We start from the raw sequence: 25,392 nt of genomic DNA on the forward strand, positions 1-25,392 counted from the left end.
CCCATCCACGAGAACGAAGAGACTTCCTCCAGGCATGCAGACGCCCCCGCCCCAGACCGACCGGACCGAGCCGACCGACGCGGACATCGAGGCGTTCGAGCAGCAGCTCGGCCGCCCGCCGCGCGGGCTGCGCGCCATCGCGCACCGCTGCCCCTGCGGGCAGCCGGACGTGGTGGAGACCGCCCCGCGGCTCCCCGACGGCACCCCCTTCCCGACGACGTACTACCTGACGTGCCCGCGCGCGGCCTCCGCGATCGGCACGCTGGAGGCCAACGGCGTGATGAAGGAGATGCAGGCCCGGCTCTCCGAGGACAAGGAACTGGCCGCCGCCTACCAGGCCGCCCACGAGGACTACATCCAGCGGCGCGACGCCATCGAGGTGCTCCAGGGCTTCCCGAGCGCCGGCGGCATGCCGGACCGGGTGAAGTGCCTGCACGTGCTGGTCGGTCACTCCTTGGCCGCCGGCCCCGGCGTGAACCCGTTCGGCGACGAGGCCCTCGCCATGCTGCCGGAGTGGTGGGCCAAGGGCCCCTGCGTCGTCCCGTGCGGGGAGAAGAAGACGGACGACGAGGAGCCGCGGGCATGACCCGGGTCGCCGCCGTCGACTGCGGTACGAACTCCATCCGGCTGCTCGTGGCCGACTGCGACCCGGCCACCGGCGAGCTCGTCGAGCTGGACCGCCGGATGACCATCGTCCGGCTCGGCCAGGGCGTGGACCGGACCGGCCGGCTGGCTCCGGAGGCGCTGGAGCGCACCTTCGCCGCGTGCCGCGAGTACGCCGGGGTCATCGAGGAGTTCGGCGCGGAGCGGGTGCGTTTCGTGGCCACCTCGGCCTCCCGGGACGCCGAGAACCGGGCGGACTTCGTCCGGGGCGTCCTGGACATCCTGGGCGTCGAGCCCGAGGTGATCTCCGGTGACCAGGAGGCGGAGTTCTCCTTCACCGGCGCCACCAAGGAGCTCACGGCGCACGAACACCTGGAGCGGCCGTTCCTGGTGGTGGACATCGGCGGCGGTTCGACCGAGTTCGTGGTCGGCGAGGAGCACGTACGGGCCGCCCGTTCCGTGGACATCGGCTGTGTCCGGATGACCGAGCGCCACCTGGTGGTGGACGGGGTCGTCACCGACCCGCCGACCGCCGAGCAGGTCGCCGCGATCCGGGCCGACATCGAGGCGGCGCTGGACCTGGCGGCCGAGAGCGTGCCGCTGTCCGAGGCGCGCACGCTGGTGGGTCTGTCGGGCTCGGTGACCACGGTCGCCGGGATCGCCCTGGGGCTGCCGGAGTACCTCTCGTCGGCCATCCACCACTCCCGGATCTCCTACGAGCAGGTGCGGGAGATCAGCGGGCGGATGCTGACGGCGACGCACGCCGAGCGCGCGGCGATCCCCGTGATGCATGCGGGCCGGGTGGACGTGATCGGCGCGGGCGCGCTGGTGCTTCTGGCGATCATGGAACGGATCGGCGCTTCCGAGGTTGTCGTGTCGGAGCACGACATCCTCGATGGAATCGCTTGGTCCATCGCCTGAACGACCTTCGAAGCAGGTTGTGAAGGCCTCTTCGGGCGTTGTTGCGACAGTGATCCAAACGAACTTCGTGAAGTTCTTCACAAGGAAAAAGGGTCTGTTGGGTCAACAGGAGGGTCCTTTGGGCCCTTCCGGAGGCCTGCAGGCCCTTTTTCGCGTGCGTTCGTGCGATCGGCGAACGCGACGGGTTCCGCATCGGAGGTATGGACGAACCCCGGTGGTCCAGTCCGGTTCCGGCCTTGGAGGCCAGTTCAGGACGGGTGAACAACGACTCCCGACACCTTCTGGTTCCCGTTGCGCGCCATGACCTCGGTCACGTGGGCGGCGGAGTGTAGCAGAGGGTGTCCCGGTCCTTGTGAAGGGGCTCACGAGCGACACCCCTTTGGGTGCTGGATACTCGTTCCATGAGCACCACGGAGCGTCCCAGGATCCTCGTTGTAGGAGGTGGGTACGTAGGCCTGTACGCAGCCAAGCGCATCATGAAGAAGATGCGCTACGGCGAGGCGACCGTCACGGTCGTCGACCCGCGCTCGTACATGACCTACCAGCCCTTCCTCCCTGAAGTGGCCGCAGGCAGCATCTCGCCTCGGCACGTCGTCGTCCCGCTGCGACGCGTGCTGCCCAAGGCAGAGGTTCTCACCGGCCGGGTCACCAGCATCGACCAGGACCGCAAGGTCGCCGTCGTCACGCCGCTGGTCGGCGAGGCGTACGAGCTGCCCTTCGACTACCTGGTGATCGCGCTCGGCGCCGTCTCCCGCACCTTCCCGATCCCCGGCCTCGCCGAACAGGGCATCGGTATGAAGGGCGTCGAAGAGGGCATCGGCCTGCGCAACCACGTCCTTGAGCAGCTCGACAAGGCCGAGTCCACGACGGACGAGAACGTCCGCCGCAAGGCCCTCACCTTCGTCTTCGTCGGCGGCGGCTTCGCCGGTGCGGAGACCATCGGTGAGGTCGAGGACATGGCCCGCGACGCCGCGAAGTACTACTCCACGATCAAGCGCGAGGACATGCGCTTCATCCTGGTCGACGCGGCCGACAAGATCCTTCCCGAGGTCGGGCCCAAGCTCGGCACCTGGGGCAAGGAGCACCTCGAGTCCCGCGGCATCGAGATCTACCTCAACACCTCCATGGACTCCTGCGTGGACGGCCACGTGGTCCTGAAGAACGGCCTCGAGGTCGACTCCAGCACCATCGTCTGGACCGCCGGCGTCAAGCCGAACCCGGTGCTGGCCCGCTACGGCCTGCCGCTGGGCCCCCGCGGCCACGTGGACGCCCAGCCGACCCTCCAGGTCACGGGCACGGACTACATCTGGACCGCCGGCGACAACGCCCAGGTTCCGGACGTCGCCTCCCGCAAGGCCGGCGTCGAGAACGCCTGGTGCCCGCCGAACGCCCAGCACGCGCTGCGCCAGGCCAAGGTCCTCGGCGACAACGTCATCTCGGGCATGCGGGGCTTCCCGCAGGCCGAGTACTCGCACTCCAACAAGGGTGCGGTGGCGGGCCTCGGCCTCCACAAGGGCGTCGCGATGATCGTCATGGGCAAGACGAAGATCAAGCTCAAGGGCCGGCTCGCCTGGTACATGCACCGTGGCTACCACGGCATGGCCATGCCGACCTGGAACCGCAAGATCCGCGTCTTCGCCGACTGGACCCTCGCGATGTTCCTCAAGCGCGAGGTCGTCTCCCTCGGCGCGCTGGAGACCCCCCGCGAGGAGTTCTACGAGGCCGCCAAGCCGGCGCCGGCCCCGGCCGCCGCCGCTGCCCCGGCCGCGAAGGCCAAGGCCTCCTGACCGGTGTGACCGGCGGGACCTGAGCCGCACTGCTCCATCTGCTCCACCCCGCAGTACCTGTACGACCCCGAAGGGGCTGCCCGCCATCCGTGGTGCGGGCGGCCCCTTCGGCGTACCCGGGGCCCGGGATGGGTAGACGGAGGGGTCGGAGCTTTTGTGGAGGTGCGCCATGACCGACGCCGCGCCGCGGCTCGCCGTTGTTGCCGAGAGACTTCTGGGTGCCCCGCTGCCGGTACGCGTCCGGGCCTGGGACGGCAGTGAGGCCGGCCCGCCCGACGGCCCCGTGCTCGTCATCCACGACCGCCGCGCCGTGCGCCGGATGCTGTGGAGGCCCGGCGAGATGGGGCTGGCCCGCGCCTGGGTGGCGGGGGAACTGACGGTCGAAGGCAATCTGTTCGACCTCCTGGACCGGGTGGCAGGCCTGCTGTGGGAACGGGAGCGCGAGCCGGCGCCCATCGGCCCCGAGGTCTCCACGGCCCAGGGCGGGCCCGGGCCGTTCGCCGCGCTCGGGAGCCTCGCCCGCCGGGCCGGGCTGTCCGGCCTGCCGGGGGCGAGGTGGCGCGACCCGGCCCTGCGGGCCGCCGCGCGCGAGCTGATCGCCCTCGCCGGACCGCTGCCGCCGCCCGCGCCCCCCGCCGAGGAGGCGGCGTACCGGCGGGCCGGGCAGCGGCACAGCAAGAGCCGCGACCGCCGGGCCGTCAGCCACCACTACGACGTCGGCAACGACTTCTACGAGCGGGTGCTCGGCCCCTCGATGGTGTACTCCTGCGCCTACTGGAGCCCCGGCTCCACCCTGGAGGAGGCCCAGCGCGACAAGCTCGACCTGGTCTGCCGCAAACTCGCCCTGCGGCCGGGGGACCGGCTGCTCGACGTCGGATGCGGCTGGGGCTCCATGGCGCTGCACGCCGCCCGCGAGTACGGAGTCAGCGTCACCGGGGTCACGCTCTCGCGCGAGCAGGCCGCGTACGCCCGCAAACGGATCGCGGACGAGGGACTGACCGAGCAGGTGGACATCCGGATCCAGGACTACCGGGACGTCAAGGACGGCCCGTACGAGGCCATTTCCTCCATCGGGATGGCCGAACACGTCGGCGCCGAACGCTACCGGGACTACGCCCGCACCCTGCACGCCCTGCTGCGCCCGGGCGGGCGGCTGCTGAACCATCAGATCGCCCGCCGGCCGGAGCCGGACGAGGAGGCGTACCGGATCGACGAGTTCATCGATGCCTACGTCTTTCCCGACGGGGAGCTCTCCCCGCTCGGTACCACCGTGGGCGAACTGGAACGGGCCGGCTTCGAGGTCCGCGACGTGGAGGCGCTGCGCGAGCACTACGGGCTGACCCTGCGCGCCTGGGTGGCCCGGCTGGAGGAGCACTGGACCGAGGCGGTCCGGCTGACCTCGCCCGGACGGGCCCGGGTCTGGCAGCTCTACATGGCGGCCTGCGCCCTCGGTTTCGAGCGGGGCCGACTGGGCGTCAACCAGGTGCTGGCGGTGCGTCCCGCGGCCGCCGGGGACTCCCGGCTGCCGCTGCGGCTGCGCACCTGGGACGCAGAAACGGTCTAGCGGACGGGAAGGGCCCCGGGGCATGTCGCCCCGGGGCCCTTCCCCTTGTCCCTGCCGCTGCTACTCCGTCTTGATGGCGGTCAGCATGTTCAGGCGGGCGGCGCTGCGGGCCGGCCACATGGCGGCCAGGACACCGACCACGGCGGCCAGCAGGAGGAAGATGCCGATCCGGTCCCACGGGAGGATCAGCTCGTAGTTCGGCATGGCCTTCGCCATCGTGGTGCCGACGGCCCAGGCGAGGAAGATGCCGATGGCGATGCCCAGGGTGGCTCCGAAGAGCGAGATCACGACGGCCTCCAGGCGGATCATGTTCTTGACCCGGCCGCGGTCGAGACCGATCGCCCGCAGCATGCCGATCTCCTGGGTCCGCTCGAAGACGGACATCGCCAGGGTGTTGACCACACCGAGCACCGAGATGATCAGCGCCATGCCGAGCAGGCCGTACATGACGTTCAGCATGGTGTTGATCATGCCGCCCATCTCGTTGCGCATGTCCTGCTGGGTGGCGACGTTGATGGCCGGGTTCTTGCCCAGCGCGTCGACGACCTTCTGCTGGCCGGCCTTGGAGGCCCCGCCCTCGACGTTGACGTACACCTCGCTGACGGCACTCTCCTCGCTGTGCTGGGCGAGGATCTTGTCGTCGAGGACGAACGGGGAGAGCAGGCCCTCCATGTCCTTGTAGACCGAGCCGACCTTGAGGGTGCCCTCCTGGCCGTCCTCGTACTTCACCTTGAGGGTGGAGCCGACGGCGAGGTTCTGGCTCTTCGCGGTCTTCTCGGCGACCAGGACCTCGCCCTTGCCGAGGGAGTCCACCGAGCCGCTGACGGTCTCGATGTTCAGCAGCTGGCCGATGGCGGCCGGGTTGACGCCGGAGGCGGACCGGAAGTCGTCTCCGACCATGAAGTAGCCGGACGTCTGCGGGGAGACGGCCTTGATGCCGGGGGTCTTGCCCAGGGTCTCGGCCACCGACTTGTCGAGGTAGCCCATGCCGCCGGCCATGGAGACCTTGTAGTCGGCCTTGAGCTTCTCGGTGCTCATCCGGTCGACGACCTTGCCGACGGTGATGCCGAGCACCGACAGGGTGGTCACCAGGGTCAGGCCGATCGCCAGGGAGGCGGCGGTGACGGCGGTGCGGCGCGGGTTGCGGACGGCGTTCTGGGAGGCCAGCTTGCCGGGAACCCCGAACACCTTCTGCAGCAGCGGGCGGACGGCCCCGATGACCGGCCTGGAGAGCAGCGGCAGCAGCACGATCATGCCGATGAGCATGAAGAACGCGCCCGCGCCGATGGTCATGCGGCCGTTGTTGCCGCCCGTGGACACGCCGAGCACGACCAGGCCGATGCCGAGGACGCTGATGATCGAGCCGATGACGTTCCGCACGACCAGCGACTTCGAGGTGGCCGGCAGGTGGGCGCTGCCCATGGCGGCGACCGGGGCGATCCGGCCGGTGCGCCAGGCGGGCAGCACCGCCGCGATCGTCGTGACCAGGATGCCGATGACCAGGGCCGCGATGATCGTGCCCGGGGCGATCACGAGGTCGCCGCCCGGGAGCTTGGCACCGAAGGAGCTGATCGCGGAGCGCATGGCGACCGCCAGGCCGATACCGCTGATCAGGCCGACGACGGCGGACACGGCGCCGACGACCAGGGCCTCGGCGAGCACCGAGCGCATGACCTGGCCGCGGTTGGCGCCGACGGCGCGCAGCAGGGCCAGCTCCTTGGTGCGCTGGGTGACCAGCATGGTGAAGGTGTTGTAGATCAGGAAGATGCCGACGAAGAGCGAGATGCCGGCGAAGACGAGCAGCATGGTGCCCATCTGGCCGAGGCCCTCCTCGATGTCCTTGGCCTGCTTCTTGGCCAGCTCGGCGCCCGTCTGCGCCTTGGTGTGCTTGCTGTCGACCAGCGGCTTGATGTCGGCGAGCAGCTTGTCGGCGGAGGTGCCGTCCTTGGCCGCGACCGACATCTCCATGAAGTAGCCGGGCTTGAGGTAGAGCTCCTGGGCGACCTTGGTCTCGAAGAGCACCAGGCTGCCACCGGCCTGGACGGCGCCGTCCTCGGTGGTGAAGACACCGGCGAGGGAGTACTCCTTGACCGGTCCGTTGGTGGCGACGCGGACCTTGTCACCGACCTTGTACTTGCCCTGGTCCGCGGTCGCCCGGTCGAGGGCGATCTCGTCGGCCTTGGCCGGGCCGGCGCCCTGGACGAAGGTGTAGCGCGGGTCCTTGCCGTCCTTGACGGGCGTGTAGTTGGCGCCCTGGTTGGACCAGCCGGAGCCGATCAGCTTGCCGTTCTCGTCGCCGACGCCGGCGAAGCCCGTGACGCGTCCGGAGACGGATGCGACGCCGGGGAGCGCCTTGGCCTTGTCGAGGGTGGCCTGGCTCAGGCCGGGCTCGCCCTCCTTCTCGCCCTGTTCGTTGCGGCCCTGGCCGTACGAGGTGACGGAGACGGCCACGCCCGCGTAGTCCTTGGCGGACTGGCCGGAGAGGGACTTCTTGAGGGTGTCGGTGAAGACGAGGGTGCCGGAGACGAAGGCGACGCCGAGGGTGACGGCGAGCACCGTCATCAGCAGCCGGGCCTTGTGCGCAAGGACGTTGCGCAGGGCTGTACGGAACATGGGTTTCGAGTCCTGGGGCTGGAAGTCTGGAGGAGGGCTGCGGGCTGCGGAGGCGGCCCGGATCAGCTCGTACGGCCCTTGGCGTCGAAGGCCTTCATACGGTCGAGCACGCTGTCGGCGGTGGGGTCGAGCATCTCGTGGACGATCTCGCCGTCGGCGAGGAAGATGACGCGGTCCGCGTAGGAGGCGGCGACCGGGTCGTGGGTGACCATCACCACGGTCTGGCCGAGCTCGCGCACCGAGTTGCGCAGGAAGCCGAGGACCTCGGCGCCGGAGCGGGAGTCGAGGTTTCCGGTGGGCTCGTCACCGAAGATGATCTCGGGCCGGGAGGCCAGGGCGCGGGCCACGGCCACGCGCTGCTGCTGGCCGCCGGAGAGCTGGGTGGGGCGGTGGGAGAGACGGCCCGAGAGGCCGACCATGTCGATCACGGCGTCCAGCCACTGCTTGTCGGGCTTGCGGCCGGCGATGTCCATGGGGAGCGTGATGTTCTCCAGGGCCGTCAGGGTCGGCAGTAGGTTGAAGGCCTGGAAGATGAAGCCGATCTTGTCCCGGCGGAGCTGGGTGAGCTGCTTGTCCTTGAGGCTGCCCAGCTCGGTGTCACCGATGCGGACGGAACCCGCCGAGAAGGTGTCGAGGCCGGCGACGCAGTGCATCAGGGTGGACTTGCCGGAGCCCGAGGGGCCCATGATCGCGGTGAACTGGCCCTGCGTGAAGTCCACGGTGACGTTGTTGAGCGCGACCACCTGGGTCTCGCCCTGGCCGTACACCTTGGAGAGGCCGGTGGCGCGGGCGGCCACGGCCTGGGCGGTGTGCGGGGCGTAGTTCATGGTGGTCACGGGACGGCTCCTCGGTCTGCGGTGCGGGGACGTTTCCATCCTCGCCGCGGGCATGCCCGTTGCGGATCAGCCGCCGTGCCTGTTCCCCGGCCCACTGGAGTCTGACGGCGGGCGGGTGCGTCTCCTCCTCTGGTATGACAGAGGGCCTGCTCGCCGGGCGATGGCCCGGGGTGGCGTGGAGGGTGGCGTGGGGGTGGCGCGGGCCATCGAAATCCCGTCATTCCCGTACAGGCGGTGATCGACGTCCAGAACGGGCCCACCGCGCATTCTCGGGTCTGACGGACCCTCAAGCGCCAATAAAATCAGACAACATCGGTTAGACGGCCGGTCGGCGGGCCGATCGTTCCGGATAGGCTCGGCTCAGCGTTCAAGGCTTTTTGACGGGGGCCGCCACGCCTTGCCCGGATGGTGGAATGCAGACACGGCGAGCTTAAACCTCGCTGGCCTTCGGGCCGTGCCGGTTCAAGTCCGGCTCCGGGCACTCCGCAGCTCTCGCGGAGTCCCTCCTTTTATCTCCTGCGCTTCGCCCTGCCTTCTCCTAAGATCCTCCTCCAGCAGTAGGGTGCTTTCTTTGCGAGCGCATTACTCTTGTTGCAAGGCCGCGCTCGGTGGCCACGGAGGAGTGAGATGAGGAGCAGTAACCCGGTCTTCTCGCGACGGGGGTTCAGCCGCGACAACGGTGGCTATGCGGGGTTTGACGCGCAGCCGCAGCAGGCCGGGACCAACCCGTACGCGACGAACCCGTACGCGACCGACCCGGCCACGGGCATGCCGCAGGCCCCCGCCCGCGCCAATGTGATGACCATGGACGACGTCGTGAGCCGTACGGCCATGACGCTCGGCACGCTCATCGTGACGGCGGCCCTTTCCTGGGCGCTGCTGCCGGTCGACCCGGCCAACCTGGGCAAGTCGTACGCCATCGCTATCGGCGCCGGCCTCGTCGCGTTCGTCTTCGCGATCATCCAGTCGTTCAAGAGCAAGCCCGTCCCGGGCCTGATCCTGGCCTACGCGGCGTTCGAGGGTGTGTTCCTCGGCGTCATCAGCGCCGCGGTCAGCACCTACCTCGGCCCCGGCGTGGTCATGCAGGCCGTGATGGGCACGATGTGCGTCTTCGCCGCCGTGCTCTTCGCGTACAAGATGCGCTGGATCCGCGTCACCCGCCGCTTCTACGGCTTCGTGATGGCCGCGACGCTCGGCTTCATCCTGCTGATGCTCGTGAACACGCTGTTCGCGGTCTTCGGCGGCGGTGACGGCCTCGGCTTCCGCAGCGGCGGCCTCGGCCTGCTGTTCGGCGCCATCGGCGTCATCCTCGGTGCCTGCTTCCTCGCCCTCGACTTCAAGCAGGTCGAGGACGGCATCGCCTACGGTGCCCCCCGCGAGGAGGCCTGGCTGGGTGCCTTCGCCCTCACCATGACCCTGGTCTGGATCTACGTGGAGATGCTGCGCATCTTCTCGATCCTCTCGGGCGACGACTAGCAGGACCCGCGGACCGGCCGACCGGCCCGCGCACGGCATGGGGAAGGCCCCGCGAGCACAGCGCTCGCGGGGCCTTCCCGCATCCCGGGGTGCGGGACGGGGTCGGGGGATCGAGGGATCGGGGTCAGCCGAACCGGCGCGCGGCTCTGCGCAGGTCGTACTCGTGGATGATCGCCTTGGCCTGGCCGTACGACAGTTCGTGCGCGCCGCGCAGCCAGCTGACCTTCTCCTCGAACCGGACGAGTGAGGGGCCGTCGTCCACGGTGCGGAGCCAGTCGGAGAGTTCACGACCGGTGGTCTGGGGGATTCTGTCGATCATGTTGCGGTGGGTCTGTTCGGAGAACTCTACGGACATGGGCGCCTCCGGAGGTATCGCCGTGCTGTTCTCTTCACGCCACCGTGCCGGAGAGTTCGCCCGTTGGCAATGGTGCCCGGGCGGCGCGTAGGGTCGGCCGCGTGCTTGATACCTCGCCCCTGACCGCCGTCCTGGAACGTTTCGCCGACCGGCTGCGGGCCGCGCCGCAGAGCCGCCTGCAGCAGGGAGCCGCCGCCGCGGCGCTGGAGCTGGCCCGCGAGCTCTCCGTACGGGCCCAGCGGATCGAGACTCCCGGGCAGGCGCCGAAGGAGGTGCCGGACGCCGGCATCTTCGTGGTCGGCGACCAGGTCGCGGTGACCGGGCTGGACCTCGCCGAGGCGCTGCGCGCCGCGGCCGGAGCCCCCGCCGCGGCAGGGACCCCGGACAGCGCGAAGGCCCCGTCCGAGATGCTGGACGAGGCCGTGCGGCTGGTGGAGCAGGCGGAGATCAGAGCGATGCGATGACGCGGTCCGCGAGGATGTAGACGTTGCTGTCGGGGTCCTCGGCGTCACCGCAGGAGAAGGTCAGTGCGTAGGCGCCGGAAATGCCCGAGCCGCCCAGCAGGACCGGCGCGGTGCCCGAGCGCAGGGCCTCGGCGAGGCGCTCCGCGGTCTCCCGGTGGCCGGGGGTCATGCAGAGCGTGGTGCCGTCGGTGAAGACGTACACGTCGAGGGTGCCCAGCGGGCCCGGGCGGACGTCCGCGAGGGCCGTACGGGCCTCCGCGAGCTCCTCCAGGCGGTTCACGGTGCGCTCGTGGTCGGCGCCGGGGTGCGAGGCCTGGACGGGGACGAAGTCGGGGTGCGAGGGGTGGCGCCGGCGTGCGGCGGCCAGCTCGGCCGAATCCTCCGGGTACCCGGGAAGCTCGTCCAGGATGTCCTCGCCGACGACGGGCTCCAGCCCCACCAGGTCGGCCTGCCGGGGCAGGAAGACCGGGCTGTCCTCGCCGAGGCCGGGCAGACCGCCCAGCAGCGAGGGGGCGTCGGCGGCGTCGCGGGCCTCCTGCGCGGCCCAGAAGGCCCGCGCCTCGGCCAGCTCGCGCTCCCGCTCCTCGGCGAGGGCTTCGGCCACGGCGGCTCGTATCTCCGCGGCGGGGGACTCCACGGCGCTGCGGGCGTGCGGGACGGTCGTACCGCGGGTGTGGGCCGGCACCACCAGCTCGGTGCGCAGGGCGGTGACCTGCTTGCGCAGACCGTGGACGGCGTGCAGCGCAGCAGCGCCCACGGCCGTGGCAGCGGCCGTGGTCAGCAACAGGGCAAGAGACATGGCGCTCACTGACTAACTCCTGAAGTGATTCGATCCCCCGACTTCCTACATCAGAGTGTCCCGACCTGGGAATGGCGTGCAGTGCATTACGTCACGAAATGGACAGGGCTTTCGTCACACAGGCAGCATCTGTACCGGCCGTGACCTGCATAAACACCGATCCCCCAGGAGATAGGTCACATCCTGGGGGAAATTTGGTCACAGGTCGGCCGCGAGGGGGTTGGATCCGGGGCCGGTACGCCGCAAGGGATCCGGCCGGATCCCTTGCGGCGCCTGGGCACACTCTTGATCCAATTAGCTCAGGCGCTCGATCACCATGGCCATGCCCTGGCCGCCGCCGACGCACATGGTCTCGAGGCCGAACTGCTTGTCGTGGAACTGCAGGCTGTTGATCAGAGTGCCGGTGATGCGTGCGCCGGTCATCCCGAAGGGGTGACCGACGGCGATGGCGCCACCGTTGACGTTCAGCTTCTCCAGCGGGATCTCCAGGTCCCGGTACGACGGGATGACCTGGGCCGCGAAGGCCTCGTTGATCTCGAAGAGGTCGATGTCGCCGACGGTCAGCCCGGCCCGCTTCAGGGCCTGCTTCGATGCCTCGACCGGGCCCAGGCCCATGATCTCGGGGGAGAGGCCGGTGACGCCGGTGGAGACGATCCGGGCCAGCGGGGTCAGGCCCAGCTCGCGGGCCTTGGTGTCGCTCATGATGACCAGCGCCGCGGCGCCGTCGTTCAGCGGGCAGCAGTTGGCGGCCGTGACCAGGCCGTCGGGGCGGAAGACGGGCTTGAGGCCCTGCACGCCCTCCAGGGTCACGCCGGCGCGCGGGCCGTCGTCCGTGGAGACGACCGTGCCGTCCGGGGTGGTGACCGGGGTGATCTCGCGGGCCCAGAAGCCGTTCTTGATGGCCTCTTCCGCGAGGTTCTGCGAGCGGACGCCGAACTCGTCCATGTCCTGACGGGTCACGCCCTTGATGCGGGCCAGGTTCTCGGCGGTCTGGCCCATCGCGATGTACGCGTCCGGGACCAGGCCGTCCTCGCGCGGGTCGTGCCAGTCGGAGCCGGTCGACTCGGCGACGGCCGCCGTGCGGGCCTCGGCCTCGGCGAAGTGCGGGTTGTGGGTGTCGGGCCAGGAGTCCGAGTTGCCCTTGGCGAACCGCGACACCATCTCGACGCCGGCCGAGATGAAGACGTCGCCCTCGCCCGCCTTGATGGCGTGCAGGGCCATCCGGGAGGTCTGCAGCGAGGAGGAGCAGTAGCGGGTGATGGTGGTGCCGGGCAGGAAGTCCATGCCCATCTGCACGGCCACGATGCGGGCCAGGTTGTTGCCCTGCTCGCCGCCGGGCAGGCCGCAGCCCAGCATCAGGTCGTCGATCTCGCGCGGGTCCAGCCCGGGGACCTTGGCCAGGGCGGCCTGGATGATCGTCGCGGTCAGGTCGTCCGGCCGCACGTCCTTGAGGGACCCCTTGAAGGCGCGCCCGATGGGGGAGCGGGCGGTGGAAACGATGACGGCTTCGGGCATCGGGACTCCAAGGGTGTGTTGCGGCTCTGAGCGGGACCGCATGCGAAGTTACCGCCCCGTACGGTCCAGGTCACCGGCCGGGGCGTGTGACACGGGCCGCACTCGGCCCCGGGCACCCCCTCGGTGCCCTTCTCAGGTGACGGTCGTCTGCGCCGGGTCCGTGGCCGGTACCCGCCGCCTGCGGCGGTGCTTGAGCAGGACCCAGGGGCCACGGACCGCCGTGACCTCCGTACCCGCCTGGCCCGCCGCGGCCGACGCGGCCTTCGCCACCGGCAGCATGTCCTCGTCCCGGGAGACGTCCAGCCGGTCCGACTCCGGCCACAGGCCCAGCGCCGCGCACAGGGTCGGCAGCACGGCCATGGCGGCGGTCGCGTACCCCTCCGCGGACGGGTGGTAGGAGTCCGGGCCGAACATCTCGCGGGGGTTCGCCGCGAACTCCGGGCCCAGCAGGTCTCCCATGGAGACCGTACGGGCGCCCAGCGCGACCACCCCTATGGTCTGCGCGGCGGCCAGCTGGCGCGAGACCCGGCGGGCCAGCCAGCGCAGCGGCTGGTAGACCGGCTCGATCGTGCCGAGGTCGGGGCAGGTACCCACGACGACCTCGGCGCCGGCCATGCGCAGCCTGCGGACGGCCGAGGTCAGCAGCCGTACCGACTGCGTCGGCGGCATCCGGCGGGTCACGTCGTTCGCACCGATCATGATCACGCAGACGTCCGGGGGCGGCGCGGTGCCGTCCAGCAGCAGGCCCACCTGCCGGTCCAGATCGTCCGACATGGCCCCCGACAGGGCCACGTTGCGCAGCTCCACCGGCCGCTCCGCCACCGCCGCCAGGCCGGAGGCCAGCAGGGCCGCCGGCGTCTGCCGGGCCCGTCGTACGCCCAGCCCGGCGGCCGTGGAATCACCCAGCATGCCCAGGCGCAGGGGGCCCGGGCTCTGCTCCGGCCCGCCGAACTCGCTCCCGTACAGCCCGTCGGCGCGCGGCGGCTCCGGCAGCCCGGATCCGACCGCCCGCCTGGCGAACTGCATCTCGGCCACCACCAGCCCGACCGTGGCGGCCCCGACCAGCCCGAGGCCGCCTCCGCCGTACGCTGCCCCCGCCGCGATCCGGCGGGCTGTTCTCGCCCTGGACATCCTTCAGGCCACCTCCTCGGTCCTCATTGACCCCTACCTGCCCCGTACGGACGGTCGGCCAATCCCTTTCGGCATACTCTGGCCGGACCTCCCGGAGAACCCGTGGAGTCCCCTCCTTGGAGAACATGGTGCAATTCCACGACTCGATGATCAGCCTCGTCGGCAACACCCCGCTGGTGAAGCTCAACCGTGTGACCGAAGGCCTGCAGGCCACCGTCCTTGCGAAGGTCGAGTACTTCAATCCCGGTGGATCCGTGAAGGACCGGATCGCCGTACGGATGATCGAGGCCGCCGAGCAGAGCGGAGCCCTCAAGCCCGGCGGCACCATCGTGGAGCCGACCAGCGGCAACACGGGTGTAGGACTCGCCATCGTGGCCCAGCAGAAGGGCTACAAGTGCATCTTCGTCTGCCCTGACAAGGTGTCCATGGACAAGATCAACGTGATGCGCGCGTACGGCGCCGAGGTCGTGGTCTGCCCGACCGCCGTCGACCCCGAGCACCCGGACTCGTACTACAACGTGTCCGACCGCCTCGCGCGCGAGCCCGGCGCTTGGAAGCCCGACCAGTACAGCAACCCGAACAACCCCCGTTCGCACTACGAGACCACCGGCCCCGAGCTGTGGGACCAGACGGACGGGAAGATCACCCACTTCGTCGCGGGCGTCGGCACCGGCGGCACGATCTCCGGTACCGGCAACTACCTCAAGGAGGTCAGCGGCGGGAAGGTCAAGGTCATCGGGGCCGACCCCGAGGGCTCGGTCTACTCCGGCGGCTCCGGGCGTCCGTACCTCGTCGAAGGTGTCGGCGAGGACTTCTGGCCGACCGCCTACGACCCGGACGTCACCGACGAGATCATCGCGGTGTCCGACAAGGACTCGTTCCAGATGACCCGCCGCCTCGCCAAGGAGGAGGGCCTGCTCGTCGGCGGCTCCTGCGGCATGGCCGTCGTCGCCGCGCTCAAGGCCGCCGAGGGCCTCGGCCCGGACGACGTCGTCGTCGTCCTGCTGCCGGACAGCGGCCGCGGCTACCTCAGCAAGATCTTCAGCGACGAGTGGATGGCGGGACACGGCTTCCTGGAGGAGGCCGGCCCCGCCGCGCGCATCGGTGACGTGCTGAACGACAAGGAGGGCGGCATCCCGTCCCTCGTCCACATGCACCCCGAGGAGACCGTCGGCGAGGCCATCGAGGTCCTGCGCGAGTACGGCGTCTCGCAGATGCCGATCGTCAAGCCGGGCGCCGGTCACCCGGACGTGATGGCCGCCGAGGTCATCGGCTCCGTGGTCGAGAAGGAGCTGCTGGCGGCGCTGTTCGCCCAGCGGGCCTCGCTGACCGACCCGCTGGAGAAGCACATGAGCTCCCCGCTGCCGCAGGTGGGCTCCGGCGAGCCGGTGTCCGAGCTGATGGCGGTGCTCGGCGAGGCGGACGCGGCGATCGTGCTGGTCGAGGGCAAGCCCACCGGTGTGGTGAGCCGTCAGGACCTGCTGGCCTTCCTGGCCAAGGCCGCCAAGTAGCCTGCGGCCCGCCCGGGGGACGGGGAGCGGGCCCGCGGCCCGCCTCCGGCCCCGGGCACCCGGTCCGTGGCGCGGCCTTCGCGCAAACGGTACGGGCATGACACGTGACGGCAGCACCCGCTTAACACGGCTCCGGCACAGTGGTGGTTGTCGGCAGGGAAGTCCGGGAGACCGGAACCCGGCCGGCACCACGGAACGGCGTGTGCGTACCTCCGGAGCGGCTCCCGGACCGCGCGTACGCCACGGACGCGGACGGCCCTGACCCGGCCGTGTCCTTCGCGGGGACCGCCGTCGTCCCGCCCCTCGGGCAACCGAGGGTGCGGCGGTCCCCGCGCAATCCCTTTTTCGGGGCTCGGTTCGCCTCCGGGGCGCCTCTTGCCGGCTCGTGACGGCGTACGTGCTCGAAAACCGCTCGTGCCTCACGGTTTCCTCCGCGCGTTCGCCCTCACTCCCCGTCGCGCCCCTTCGGCTCACTCGCCCGTGCGGCGGCGGGACCGGCGTCAGTCCCGCGGGTCCGCCCCGCCGCGCCGGAGGCGATGGGCATGGATGAAGTTCACGCCCACGATGCCCGCCCAGGCGACGATCAGCCCCGGCAGCCGCGCCTGTGCGGCGGCGATGGCCGACAGCGGGATCGCCAGCACCAGTGTGATGATCGCGAAGCCGAAGCGTTCGCCGAAGTTCCCGTCCCCCGGGGCGGTGGACGGCGTCCGGGCGTCGCCGCGGGCCGCGGCCAGGCGTTCCTCCGCGAGGCGGCGCCGGACCTGGGTGTCGACCTTCTCGACGAACGAGTCCACCAGCGCGGCCTCGTACTCCGGGCCCAGCTCGCGCCGGGCGTCCATCGTCGCGTCGAATTCCTTCTTCAGCTCTTGGGTGTGGGCGTCCATGCCCCCACCGTAGGAACCTCCGCGGGTCCCGGCACTGGGGCTGTCCCCCGTATCCGCATCGCGGGCACGGCTTGCCCCGCTGCATAACCGCATGCAGAGTGCTCCGTGTCTGAATAACTCACCGGGACGGAGGGGACGGGATGAGTGACAGCCCGGCCGCGCGGCTGCAGAAGCTGTTCGAGGGGCACCGGCTGACGCCGACCCAGCGGCGGATCGCGCACTGCATGGTGCGCGGGGCGGCGGAGGTGCCCTTCCTGTCGAGCGTCGAGCTGGCCGAACTGGCCGGGGTGAGCCAGCCCTCGGTGACCCGGTTCGCCGTGGCGCTCGGCTTCGACGGATATCCCGCGCTGCGCCGCCACCTGCGCGAGGTGGCCCCGGCCGAGCGGCCCGAGGCCGCGCACGAGGACTCGTACAACGAATACCAGCAGGCCGTCCTCGGCGAGATCGAGAACCTGCGGCAGCTGGCGGCCATGCTCGCGGATCCCGCGCCGGTCCAGGAGGCCGGCCGGCTGCTCGCCGCCTCGACGCCGCTGCTGGTGCTCGGGCTGCGGGCGGCCTCGTCGCAGGCGCGCGGGTTCGCGTACTTCGCGTCGAAGGTCCACCCGGACGTACGGCTCCTCGACGAGGGTGGCACGATGCTGGAGGACCGCATCGACGCGGCGCGCTACGAGGGCGCAACGGCCCTGCTGTGCTTCGCGCTGCCCCGGCACCCCCGGGAGGTCGTGGAGACGCTGGAACGCTCGCGGGCGGCCGGTCTGACCGTGGTCACGGTCGCCGACTCGGCCTTCGCCCCCGTGGCCCGTCACTCGGACCTGCTGATCCCGGCGCAGGTCGGCACCGGGCTGGCCTTCGACACGGCGTGCGCGCCGATGCTGTTGGGGCGCGTGCTGCTGGAGTCGATGGCGGACGCGCTGCCGGACGCGCAGGCGCGGCTGGAGGCCTTCGACGCGCGGGCCGCGGCGCGGGGCCTCTTCGTGGAGTGAGCCGGGGAGAGGACAGCCTCGCCGGCCTTCGAGGCGCGGGGTGCGGGGCGGAACCCCGGGGCTACAGCAGGGCGTCGCGGAAGTCCCCGCCCGCCTCCGCGACGATCGACGGCACGTCCTGCGCCGGGCGCACGAGGCGGAAGCGGACCTCGCCCGACGGCGTGAGCGCGAAGCCGTGGATCGCCGGGCGGGGCAGGCTGTTGTAGCCGTAGTGGGCCGTGAAGAAGTACGCGCCGGTGTCCGGGACGCCGATCAGGTCGCCGGGGGCGAGCCGCGGCAGCTCGCGCGCCGTGGCCAGCAGGTCCCCCGCGAAGCAGGCCGGGCCCGCGATGTCCTGGGGCACCGGGTCGCCGGTCCTCGGGGCGCCCTTCGCGTCGTACGGCAGGATCCGCACCGGCCAGGCCGCCGGCGCGTACGCGGTGCGGGTCGCCAGCTGGACCCCGGCGTGGGTGAGCGCGATGGGCCGGGAGCCGCTGGTCTTGGTGTACTCGACGCGGGCCAGCACCAGGCCGTGCTTGGCCAGCAGGGACCGGCCGAACTCCGTGACCAGGCCGTACGAGCCGTCGAAGAGGGCAGGGGCCGCCTCGCGCAGGGCGGCCACGTACTGCGCGTGGGTGGGGGTCTCCTCGTCCGAGGCGAAGTTCACCGGCAGGCCGCCGCCGATGTCGAGGGTGTCGACCTGGCGCCGCCCGGCCGCCGCGTTGATCTCCTCGGCCAGCGCGTGCAGTTCCCGTACGCCTTCGGCGATCAGGGGCAGGGGGACGCCCTGGGAGCCCGAGTGGACGTGCAGGCGGGTGAGCCACGGCCGGTCCAGGTAGGCCCGTACGAGCCAGTCGCGCGCGCCGGGGTCGCGCAGCGCGATCCCGAACTTCGAGGTCGCGGTCGCCGTGGACAGGGCGTCGATGGCCCCGGCGCCGGTCTGCGGGTTGATCCGCAGGCCGATCGGGGTCGTGGTGGGCGCGGTCGCCGCCGCGACGAGCGCGTCGAGGCGGGCCAGCTCCTGCGGGTTGTCGGCGTTGAGGGCGATGCCCAGGGCCAGGGCCTCGCGCAGCTCGGCCACCGTCTTGGCGGGGGAGTCCAGGACGGTCCGGGCCGCGGGGACCCCCGCCGCCCGGGCCAGCGCCAGCTCGCCGGGGCTGGCCACCTCGCAGCCGAGTCCGGCGTCGGCGAGCAGCCGCAGGACCGGCACGAGCGGGGCGGCCTTGACGGCGAAGGCGTGCAGGACGGGGGTGCCGGGGGCCGCTGCGGCGGCGAAGGCACCGGTCAGGGCGGCGGCGGAGGCCCGGATCCCGGCGATGTCCAGCAGGCAGGTCAGCGGCTCCGCGGCGTCGGCCCCGCCCACGAGGCCCTGCGCGACGGCGGCCCGTACGGCCAGGTCCCGGCGCGCGGCGGCGCTCTCGGCGGCGGCCTCGACGGCGCCCTCGCGCTCCGTGTGTGCAGCCATGTCGGCCATCCCATCATTCGACGGGGCCGACCGCAGCTGTTGACTGAATCTATTCAGGGCGCGAGGATGTGAATAGATTGACCAACATCGGAGGAGGCACCGCCATGTCAGGACCCCGCCCCGTACGTGCCGCGCGAGGCACCGACCTCAGCACCCTGGGATGGCAGCAGGAGGCCGCGCTGCGGATGCTCCAGAACAACCTCGACCCCGAGGTCGCCGAGCACCCCGACAAGCTGGTCGTCTACGGCGGCACCGGCAAGGCCGCCCGTGACTGGCGCTCGTACGACGCCATGGTGCGCACCCTGCAGACCCTCAAGCAGGACGAGACCATGCTGGTCCAGTCCGGCCGCCCGGTCGGCGTGATGCAGACGCACGAGTGGGCGCCGCGCGTCCTGCTCGCCAACTCCAACCTGGTCGGCGACTGGGCCAACTGGGAGGAGTTCCGCCGCCTGGAGCACCTGGGCCTGACCATGTACGGCCAGATGACCGCCGGGTCCTGGATCTACATCGGCACGCAGGGCATCCTCCAGGGCACCTACGAGACCTTCGCCGCCGTCGCCGCCAAGCTGCATTCAATCGGTAAGGGAGGGGTCAACGGCACCCTCGCCGGCACCATCACCCTCACCGCCGGCCTCGGCGGCATGGGCGGCGCCCAGCCGCTGGCCGTGACGATGAACGACGGCGTCGCGATCTGCATCGACGTCGACCCGCGCGCCATCGACCGCCGCATCGAGCACCGCTACCTGGACGTCAAGGCCGACAACCTGCGCCACGCCCTCCAGCTGGCCGTGGAGGCCCGCGACGCCCGCAAGCCGCTCTCCATCGGCCTGCTCGGCAACGCCGCCGAGCTGCTCCCGCAGATGCTCGCCGAGGGCGCCCCGATCGACATCGTGACCGACCAGACCTCGGCCCACGACCCGCTCGCGTACCTGCCCGTCGGCGTCGACTTCGACGACATGGCCTCCTACGCCGCCAAGGACCCGGCCGGCTTCACCACCCGCGCCCGCGAGTCGATGGCCAAGCACGTCGAGGCCATGGTCGGCTTCATGGACGCCGGCGCCGAGGTCTTCGACTACGGCAACTCCATCCGCGGCGAGGCCCAGCTGGCCGGCTACGACCGCGCCTTCGCCTTCCCCGGCTTCGTCCCCGCCTACATCCGCCCGCTGTTCTGCGAGGGCAAGGGCCCCTTCCGCTGGGCGGCGCTGTCCGGCGAGGCCTCGGACATCCACAAGACCGACAAGGCGATGCTGGAGCTCTTCCCCGAGAACGAGTCCCTGCACCGCTGGATCAAGATGGCGGGCGAGCGCGTCCACTTCCAGGGCCTGCCCGCGCGCATCTGCTGGCTCGGCTACGGCGAGCGCGACAAGGCCGGCGAGCGCTTCAACGAGATGGTGGCCGACGGCACCCTCGCCGCGCCGCTGGTCATCGGCCGTGACCACCTCGACTGCGGCTCGGTGGCCTCCCCGTACCGCGAGACCGAGGCCATGCTCGACGGCTCCGACGCGATCGCCGACTGGCCGCTGCTCAACGCCATGGTCAACGTGGCCTCCGGCGCCTCCTGGGTCTCCATCCACCACGGTGGCGGCGTCGGCATGGGCCGCTCGATCCACGCGGGCCAGGTCACCGTCGCCGACGGCACCCCGCTCGCCGGCGAGAAGATCCGCCGCGTCCTCACCAACGACCCGGGCATGGGCGTCATCCGCCACGTCGACGCCGGCTACGACATCGCCGAGTCGGTGGCCGACGAGCGCGGCGTCCGCGTCCCCATGCGTGAGGGCGACGACGCGTGAGCGAGGCCGCATCGTTCCACAGCATGTGGGCCGAGCTCGCGCCCATCGGCCGGAACGCCGACACCGGCGGATACCGCCGCTACGCCTGGACCGGGGCCGACGCCGACTGCCGGACCTGGTTCCAGGAGCAGGCCGAGGCGCGCGGGCTCACGTACGAGACCGACCGCAACGGCAACCAGTGGGCCTGGCTCGGCGACCCCCTCGCGGGGGACGCCGTGGTCACCGGCTCCCACCTGGACTCCGTCCCCGACGGCGGGGCCTTCGACGGCCCCCTCGGGGTGGTGTCCTCCTTCGCGGCCCTGGACGAACTCCGCAGGAGGGGCGTGGAGTTCTCCCGGCCGCTGGCCATCACCAACTTCGGTGACGAGGAGGGCGCCCGCTTCGGGCTCGCCTGCGTCGGCTCCCGGCTCGCCGCCGGGCAGCTGACCAAGGAGAAGGCGTACGAGCTGCGCGACGCCGACGGCATCCCCCTGCCCCGGGCCATGGAGGCCGCCGGCTACGACCCCGAGACCATCGGGGCCGACCCCGAACGCCTCGGCCGCATCGGCGCCTTCGTCGAGCTGCACGTGGAGCAGGGCCGGGCCCTGGACCTGTCCGGGGACCGGGTCGGCATCGCCTCCGCGATCTGGCCGCACGGCCGCTGGCGGTTCGACTTCCGGGGCGAGGCCAACCACGCCGGCACCACCCGGCTGGTCGACCGCCGCGACCCGATGCTCACCTACGCGGCGACCGTGCTGGCGGCGCGCACCGAGGCGGCCCTCGCCGGGGCCGTGGCCACCTTCGGGAAGATCTCGGTCGAGCCCAACGGGGTCAACGCCATCCCCTCGCTGGTGCGCGGCTGGCTCGACTCCCGGGCCGCCGACCAGGCCACCCTCGACACGGTCGTCACCGCCATCGAGAAGGCCGCCCGCGAGCGCGCCGACCAGGACGGCATCGACCTCGGCATCGTCCGGGAGTCCTTCACCCCGGTCGTCGAGTTCGAGCACGCCCTGCGCGACGAGATGAACCGGATCCTGGGCGGTTCGGTCCCCGTCCTCGGGACCGGGGCGGGACACGACGCCGGAATCCTCTCCGCCGCCGTCCCGACCGCGATGCTGTTCGTACGGAACCCGACCGGCGTCTCCCACTCCCCGCGGGAGTTCGCCGCCGAGGACGACTGCGTGGCAGGCGTCCTCGCCCTCGCCGACGTACTGGAAGGCCTGGCATGTCGCTGACGACGTACTGGCTGGAGCACGCCTGGCTCGGCACCCACGTCGAGCCGGGCGTCGCCCTGGAGGTCACCGCGGAGGGCCGGATCGGCGCCCTGCGCACCGGCGTGAGCAGCCCGCCGCCCGGGGCGCAGGTGCTGCGCGGCCTGACGCTCCCGGGCCTGGCCAACGCGCACAGCCACGCCTTCCACCGGGCCCTGCGGGGCACCGTCCAGGTCGGCTCGGGCACCTTCTGGACCTGGCGCGACCTCATGTACAAGGTCGCCCAGAACCTCACGCCCGAGAGCTACTTCGCGCTCGCCCGCGCCGTCTACGCCGAGATGGCGCTGGCCGGCATCACCAACGTCGGCGAGTTCCACTACGTCCACCACGCGCCCGGCGGCGCCGCGTACGCCGACCCGAACGCCATGGGCGAGGCCCTGATCGAGGCCGCCGCCGCGGCCGGCATCCGCATCACCCTGCTGGACACGGCGTACCTGTCCTCCGGCTTCGGGGAGGCCCCCAACAGCCACCAGCTGCGCTTCTCCGACGGCACCGCCGAGGCCTGGGCGGAGCGCGCGAGCGCGCTGAAGCCGCGTGAGCACGCCCTGATCGGCGCCGCCATCCACTCGGTCCGCGCCGTACCGGCCGCCGAACTGGCCACCGTCGCCCGCTGGGCCGAGGAGCACCGGGCGCCCCTGCACGTCCACCTCTCGGAGCAGACCGCCGAGAACGACGCCTGCCTGGCCGCCCACGGGCGCACCCCGACCCAGCTGCTGGCCGACCACGGAGTGCTCGGCCCGCGCACCACCGGCGTGCACAACACGCACCTCACCGACGTGGACATCGCCCTCCTCGGCGGGACCACCACCGGCACCTGCATGTGCCCCACCACCGAACGCGACCTCGCGGACGGCATCGGCCCGGCGACCCGTCTCCAGCAGGCGGGCAGCCCGCTGTCCCTGGGCAGCGACAGCCACGCCGTGATCGACCTGCTCGAAGAGGCCCGCGCGATGGAGCTGAACGAGCGGCTGCGCAGCCGCACCCGGGGGCACTGGACGGCGAACGCCCTGCTCACCGCCGCCACCGAGGACGGCCACGCCGCCCTCGGACGCCCGGACGCGGGCCGCCTGGAGGCGGGCGCGCTGGCGGACTTCACCACGATCGCGCTGGACTCCGTACGCACGGCCGGTCCGCTGCCGCGGCTCGGCGCCGAGACGGCGGTCTTCGCCGCCACCGCCTCGGACGTCCGCCACACGGTGGTCGGCGGCCGGCATATCGTCCGCGACGGCGCCCACACCCTGGTGCCGGACGTCGCATCGGCCCTGGCCGAATCGATCGCAGCCCTCCGCTCCTGACCGAGCCGCCTGCGGCGGGCCTTCTCCCCCACCCCGCCCTTTCACCGTTTCCCGGGCTCCGCCCGGACCCGCGCCTCAAACGCCGGCGGGGCTGATTTCAGCCCGTCCGGCGTTTGAGGACCGGGGTCCGGGCGGAGCCCCAGGAAACGGCGAAAGGGCGGGGTGGGGGAGCGAACCCTCTGAGAGGAACCCCATGACCACCACCTGCATCACCAACATCGGCAGCCTCGTCACCAACGACCCCGCCGCAGGCGACGGCTCCCCCCTCGGCCTGATCGAGAACGCCGCCGTCGTCATCGACGGCGAGACCGTCGCCTGGGTCGGCCCCGCCGCCAAGGCCCCGGCCGCGGACGAGAGCTTCGACGCGCAGGGCCGGGCCGTCATCCCCGGCTTCGTCGACTCCCACTCGCACCTCGTCTTCGCCGGCGACCGCACCCAGGAGTTCAACGCCCGGATGTCGGGCCGCGCCTACTCCGCCGGAGGCATCCGCACCACCGTCGCCGCCACCCGCGCCGCCACCGACGCGGAGCTGGAGGCCAACCTGGTGCGCCACCTCGACGAGGCCCGCCGCCAGGGCACCACCACCTTCGAGACCAAGTCCGGCTACGGCCTCACCGTCGCCGACGAGGCCCGCGCCCTGCGCATCGCCGCCGCGCACACCGAGGAGGTCACCTACCTCGGCGCGCACATCGTCTCCCCCGACTACGCCGAGGACCCGGCCGGCTACGTCGGCCTCGTCACCGGCGAGATGCTGGCGGCCTGCGCCCCGTACGCCCGCTGGGTGGACGTCTTCTGCGAGAGGGGCGCCTTCGACGGCGACCAGGCCCGCGCGATCCTCACCGCCGGCGCCGCCGCCGGACTGATCCCGCGCGTGCACGCCAACCAGCTCTCCCACGGGCCCGGCGTCCAGCTCGCCGTCGAGCTCGAAGCGGCCTCCGCCGACCACTGCACCCACCTCACCGACGCCGACGTCGACGCCCTCGCCCAGGCCGCCGGCACCACCGTCGCCACCCTGCTGCCCGGCGCCGAGTTCTCCACCCGGGCCCAGTGGCCCGACGCCCGGCGCCTGATCGACGCGGGGGCGACCGTCGCCCTGTCCACGGACTGCAACCCCGGCTCCTCCTACACGAGTTCGATGCCGTTCTGCATCGCGCTCGCCGTCCGCGACATGCGCATGACCCCCGACGAGGCCCTCTGGTCGGCCACCGCCGGCGGTGCCCGCGCCCTGCGCCGCGACGACATCGGCCGGCTGGCCCCGGGCGCCCGCGCCGACCTGGCCCTGCTGGACGCCCCGAGCCACGTCCACCTCGCCTACCGGCCGGGCGTCCCGCTCGTTTCCACCGTCTGGCAGCGGGGCCGCCGCGTGCACTGACGAACGGTCAATCCCGGGTTGTCCTTTGTCTTCCCTCCGTAAGACCCCGGGCGTACCTTGAGCCACCGATCTGATGTCCCGTCAGTTATCTGTGGCCCGAGGGGAAGACGAAGGTGTCCGACCGCAAACGCTCCACCGCGCTCGCGCTGGCCTCCGCGCTGGCCGGAACGGCGGTGCTGCTCACCGCCCCCGCGGCCCGTGCCGCCGTCGTCGACGTGGCCTACGACTGCAAGACCCCGATCGGGGACAAGTCGGCGGTGTCGCCCATCGACATCAAGGCCGTCAAGGAGGGCGACGGCTACAAGCTGACGATGTCGTTCCAGAAGGGCGTCTCGTCCAGCCCCATCGAGCTGGGCAAGGGCGCGATGAACCCCAGCGCCGTCATCCTCGTCGACGGCGCCGAGAAGGTGTCCGTACCGGTCTCGGGTCCGCCCAACCCCGAGGCCGTACCGCCCGACACACCCATCAGGATCACCGACCTCTCGGGCACCTACACGCCCAGGAAGAGCGGCAAGGTCACCTTCACCGCCGGTGTGCTCACCATCATGGCGATGAGCACCACGACCACCTGCACCCCCGGCAACAGCCCGAAGCCCTCGCTGGAGCTGGACGTCACGGCGCCCGGCGGCGCGGGCACGCAGTCCGCCGCCGGCGCCGACACCACCGGCGACACCCTCCCGCAGACCGGGCCCACCGACTCCGCCCTCGCCCTCGGCACCCTCGGCGCCACCGTGCTGCTCTCCGGTGCCGCCGGAGTGCTCTGGCTGACCCGGCGCGGCCAGCGGGCCCGGTCCTGAAC

21 protein-coding genes and 1 tRNA gene are annotated in these 25,392 nt (G+C 71.7%); 14 read left to right on the top strand and 8 right to left on the bottom strand.

The genetic code is table 11. The annotated features are described in order from the left end of the window. Positions 1–34: 34 nt before the first annotated feature. The 4 genes from OG373_RS23780 (at position 35) to OG373_RS23795 (ending at position 4,875) form a co-directional block, all read left to right on the top strand. A complete protein-coding gene (locus OG373_RS23780; protein WP_397730521.1) occupies positions 35–586 on the top strand; it encodes a DUF501 domain-containing protein in 552 nt (183 codons plus the stop codon). Then, a complete protein-coding gene (locus OG373_RS23785) occupies positions 583–1,524 on the top strand; it encodes an exopolyphosphatase (RefSeq protein ID WP_405440177.1) in 942 nt (313 codons plus the stop codon). The genes OG373_RS23780 and OG373_RS23785 overlap by 4 nt, the downstream gene beginning before the upstream one ends. Before the next feature lie 401 nt (positions 1,525–1,925). Continuing rightward, positions 1,926–3,311, top strand: a complete 1,386-nt coding sequence (locus OG373_RS23790; RefSeq protein ID WP_397730519.1) for an NAD(P)/FAD-dependent oxidoreductase — start codon at positions 1,926–1,928, stop codon at positions 3,309–3,311. A gap of 169 nt (positions 3,312–3,480) precedes the next feature. Then, a complete protein-coding gene (locus OG373_RS23795) occupies positions 3,481–4,875 on the top strand; it encodes a class I SAM-dependent methyltransferase (protein ID WP_405440179.1) in 1,395 nt (464 codons plus the stop codon). Between the two features lie 60 nt (positions 4,876–4,935). On the opposite strand, the gene OG373_RS23800 is transcribed toward OG373_RS23795, so the two are convergent. Then, positions 4,936–7,488, bottom strand: a complete 2,553-nt coding sequence (locus OG373_RS23800; RefSeq protein ID WP_405440180.1) for an ABC transporter permease — start codon at positions 7,486–7,488, stop codon at positions 4,936–4,938. A gap of 62 nt (positions 7,489–7,550) precedes the next feature. Beyond that, positions 7,551–8,315, bottom strand: a complete 765-nt coding sequence (locus tag OG373_RS23805; protein WP_397730864.1) for an ABC transporter ATP-binding protein — start codon at positions 8,313–8,315, stop codon at positions 7,551–7,553. A gap of 408 nt (positions 8,316–8,723) precedes the next feature. Here OG373_RS23805 and OG373_RS23810 point away from each other — a divergent pair. Together OG373_RS23810 and OG373_RS23815 are read left to right on the top strand one after the other, a co-directional pair. Beyond that, a tRNA-Leu gene (locus OG373_RS23810) sits at positions 8,724–8,805 on the top strand. A gap of 146 nt (positions 8,806–8,951) precedes the next feature. Further along, the gene (locus OG373_RS23815; RefSeq protein ID WP_397730514.1) at positions 8,952–9,800 is read left to right on the top strand and encodes a Bax inhibitor-1/YccA family protein; all 849 of its coding nucleotides are present in this window, start codon (positions 8,952–8,954) and stop codon (positions 9,798–9,800) included. A 124-nt stretch (positions 9,801–9,924) separates the two neighbouring features. On the opposite strand, the gene OG373_RS23820 is transcribed toward OG373_RS23815, so the two are convergent. Beyond that, complete coding sequence (locus OG373_RS23820) at positions 9,925–10,155, bottom strand: DUF4287 domain-containing protein (RefSeq protein WP_189971141.1); 231 nt, start codon at positions 10,153–10,155, stop codon at positions 9,925–9,927. A 101-nt stretch (positions 10,156–10,256) separates the two neighbouring features. On the opposite strand from OG373_RS23820, the gene OG373_RS23825 reads away from it, so the two are divergent. Beyond that, positions 10,257–10,619: a hypothetical protein gene (locus OG373_RS23825; protein ID WP_405440181.1), complete on the top strand. Its 363-nt coding sequence runs from the start codon at positions 10,257–10,259 to the stop codon at positions 10,617–10,619. Here OG373_RS23825 and OG373_RS23830 read toward each other — a convergent pair. From OG373_RS23830 to OG373_RS23840, 3 genes are all read right to left on the bottom strand, one after another. After that, a complete protein-coding gene (locus OG373_RS23830) occupies positions 10,603–11,418 on the bottom strand; it encodes a hypothetical protein (RefSeq protein ID WP_405444176.1) in 816 nt (271 codons plus the stop codon). The two genes, OG373_RS23825 and OG373_RS23830, sit on opposite strands and share 17 nt — an antisense overlap. A 294-nt stretch (positions 11,419–11,712) precedes the next feature. Continuing rightward, entirely contained in the window at positions 11,713–12,933 is a 1,221-nt protein-coding gene (locus OG373_RS23835; RefSeq protein ID WP_397730509.1) for an acetyl-CoA C-acetyltransferase, read from the bottom strand. Between the two features lie 132 nt (positions 12,934–13,065). After that, complete coding sequence (locus tag OG373_RS23840) at positions 13,066–14,064, bottom strand: SGNH/GDSL hydrolase family protein (protein WP_405440182.1); 999 nt, start codon at positions 14,062–14,064, stop codon at positions 13,066–13,068. Positions 14,065–14,192: 128 nt separating this feature from the next. Here OG373_RS23840 and OG373_RS23845 point away from each other — a divergent pair, with 128 nt between their 5' ends. Further along, positions 14,193–15,575, top strand: coding sequence for a cystathionine beta-synthase (locus tag OG373_RS23845; RefSeq protein WP_189971540.1), 1,383 nt, complete (start codon positions 14,193–14,195; stop codon positions 15,573–15,575). A 500-nt stretch (positions 15,576–16,075) separates the two neighbouring features. Here OG373_RS23845 and OG373_RS23850 read toward each other — a convergent pair whose 3' ends face one another. Next, positions 16,076–16,459, bottom strand: a complete 384-nt coding sequence (locus tag OG373_RS23850; RefSeq protein WP_405440183.1) for a hypothetical protein — start codon at positions 16,457–16,459, stop codon at positions 16,076–16,078. Positions 16,460–16,599: 140 nt separating this feature from the next. Here OG373_RS23850 and OG373_RS23855 point away from each other — a divergent pair, with 140 nt between their 5' ends. Further along, positions 16,600–17,442, top strand: coding sequence for a MurR/RpiR family transcriptional regulator (locus OG373_RS23855; RefSeq protein WP_405440184.1), 843 nt, complete (start codon positions 16,600–16,602; stop codon positions 17,440–17,442). 61 nt (positions 17,443–17,503) lie between these two features. Here OG373_RS23855 and OG373_RS23860 read toward each other — a convergent pair whose 3' ends face one another. Beyond that, entirely contained in the window at positions 17,504–18,886 is a 1,383-nt protein-coding gene (locus OG373_RS23860) for a diaminopimelate decarboxylase (protein ID WP_405440185.1), read from the bottom strand. A gap of 104 nt (positions 18,887–18,990) precedes the next feature. Between OG373_RS23860 and hutU the strand changes: the two genes are divergently transcribed. The 5 genes from hutU (at position 18,991) to OG373_RS23885 (ending at position 25,390) form a co-directional block, all read left to right on the top strand. Next, positions 18,991–20,676: a urocanate hydratase gene (gene hutU / locus OG373_RS23865; RefSeq protein ID WP_189971127.1), complete on the top strand. Its 1,686-nt coding sequence runs from the start codon at positions 18,991–18,993 to the stop codon at positions 20,674–20,676. A gap of 23 nt (positions 20,677–20,699) precedes the next feature. Then, on the top strand, positions 20,700–21,890 hold the full coding sequence (locus tag OG373_RS23870; RefSeq protein ID WP_405444178.1) for an allantoate amidohydrolase: 1,191 nt from the start codon (positions 20,700–20,702) through the stop codon (positions 21,888–21,890). Further along, on the top strand, positions 21,881–23,221 hold the full coding sequence (locus OG373_RS23875) for a formimidoylglutamate deiminase (protein ID WP_405440186.1): 1,341 nt from the start codon (positions 21,881–21,883) through the stop codon (positions 23,219–23,221). The genes OG373_RS23870 and OG373_RS23875 overlap by 10 nt, the downstream gene beginning before the upstream one ends. A 193-nt stretch (positions 23,222–23,414) precedes the next feature. Continuing rightward, positions 23,415–24,593, top strand: a complete 1,179-nt coding sequence (gene hutI, locus OG373_RS23880) for an imidazolonepropionase (RefSeq protein WP_405440187.1) — start codon at positions 23,415–23,417, stop codon at positions 24,591–24,593. Positions 24,594–24,706: 113 nt separating this feature from the next. Further along, a complete protein-coding gene (locus OG373_RS23885; protein ID WP_405440188.1) occupies positions 24,707–25,390 on the top strand; it encodes an LPXTG cell wall anchor domain-containing protein in 684 nt (227 codons plus the stop codon). Positions 25,391–25,392: the final 2 nt, after the last annotated feature.

It is taken from the genome of Streptomyces avidinii (assembly GCF_045161815.1).
Lineage (GTDB): Bacteria > Actinomycetota > Actinomycetes > Streptomycetales > Streptomycetaceae > Streptomyces > Streptomyces avidinii.

What these genes read in the sequence shown, in the direction of transcription:
- OG373_RS23780 (WP_397730521.1), top strand. Translation starts at nt 35, where the DNA reads ATGCAGACGCCCCCGCCCCAGACCGACCGGACCGAGCCGACCGACGCG.
- OG373_RS23785 (WP_405440177.1), top strand. Translation starts at nt 583, where the DNA reads ATGACCCGGGTCGCCGCCGTCGACTGCGGTACGAACTCCATCCGGCTG.
- OG373_RS23790 (WP_397730519.1), top strand. Translation starts at nt 1,926, where the DNA reads ATGAGCACCACGGAGCGTCCCAGGATCCTCGTTGTAGGAGGTGGGTAC.
- OG373_RS23795 (WP_405440179.1), top strand. Translation starts at nt 3,481, where the DNA reads ATGACCGACGCCGCGCCGCGGCTCGCCGTTGTTGCCGAGAGACTTCTG.
- OG373_RS23800 (WP_405440180.1), bottom strand. Translation starts at nt 7,488, where the DNA reads ATGTTCCGTACAGCCCTGCGCAACGTCCTTGCGCACAAGGCCCGGCTG.
- OG373_RS23805 (WP_397730864.1), bottom strand. Translation starts at nt 8,315, where the DNA reads ATGAACTACGCCCCGCACACCGCCCAGGCCGTGGCCGCCCGCGCCACC.
- OG373_RS23815 (WP_397730514.1), top strand. Translation starts at nt 8,952, where the DNA reads ATGAGGAGCAGTAACCCGGTCTTCTCGCGACGGGGGTTCAGCCGCGAC.
- OG373_RS23820 (WP_189971141.1), bottom strand. Translation starts at nt 10,155, where the DNA reads ATGTCCGTAGAGTTCTCCGAACAGACCCACCGCAACATGATCGACAGA.
- OG373_RS23830 (WP_405444176.1), bottom strand. Translation starts at nt 11,418, where the DNA reads ATGTCTCTTGCCCTGTTGCTGACCACGGCCGCTGCCACGGCCGTGGGC.
- OG373_RS23835 (WP_397730509.1), bottom strand. Translation starts at nt 12,933, where the DNA reads ATGCCCGAAGCCGTCATCGTTTCCACCGCCCGCTCCCCCATCGGGCGC.
- OG373_RS23840 (WP_405440182.1), bottom strand. Translation starts at nt 14,064, where the DNA reads ATGTCCAGGGCGAGAACAGCCCGCCGGATCGCGGCGGGGGCAGCGTAC.
- OG373_RS23850 (WP_405440183.1), bottom strand. Translation starts at nt 16,459, where the DNA reads ATGGACGCCCACACCCAAGAGCTGAAGAAGGAATTCGACGCGACGATG.
- OG373_RS23855 (WP_405440184.1), top strand. Translation starts at nt 16,600, where the DNA reads ATGAGTGACAGCCCGGCCGCGCGGCTGCAGAAGCTGTTCGAGGGGCAC.
- OG373_RS23860 (WP_405440185.1), bottom strand. Translation starts at nt 18,886, where the DNA reads ATGGCTGCACACACGGAGCGCGAGGGCGCCGTCGAGGCCGCCGCCGAG.
- hutU (WP_189971127.1), top strand. Translation starts at nt 18,991, where the DNA reads ATGTCAGGACCCCGCCCCGTACGTGCCGCGCGAGGCACCGACCTCAGC.
- OG373_RS23870 (WP_405444178.1), top strand. Translation starts at nt 20,700, where the DNA reads ATGTGGGCCGAGCTCGCGCCCATCGGCCGGAACGCCGACACCGGCGGA.
- OG373_RS23875 (WP_405440186.1), top strand. Translation starts at nt 21,881, where the DNA reads ATGTCGCTGACGACGTACTGGCTGGAGCACGCCTGGCTCGGCACCCAC.
- hutI (WP_405440187.1), top strand. Translation starts at nt 23,415, where the DNA reads ATGACCACCACCTGCATCACCAACATCGGCAGCCTCGTCACCAACGAC.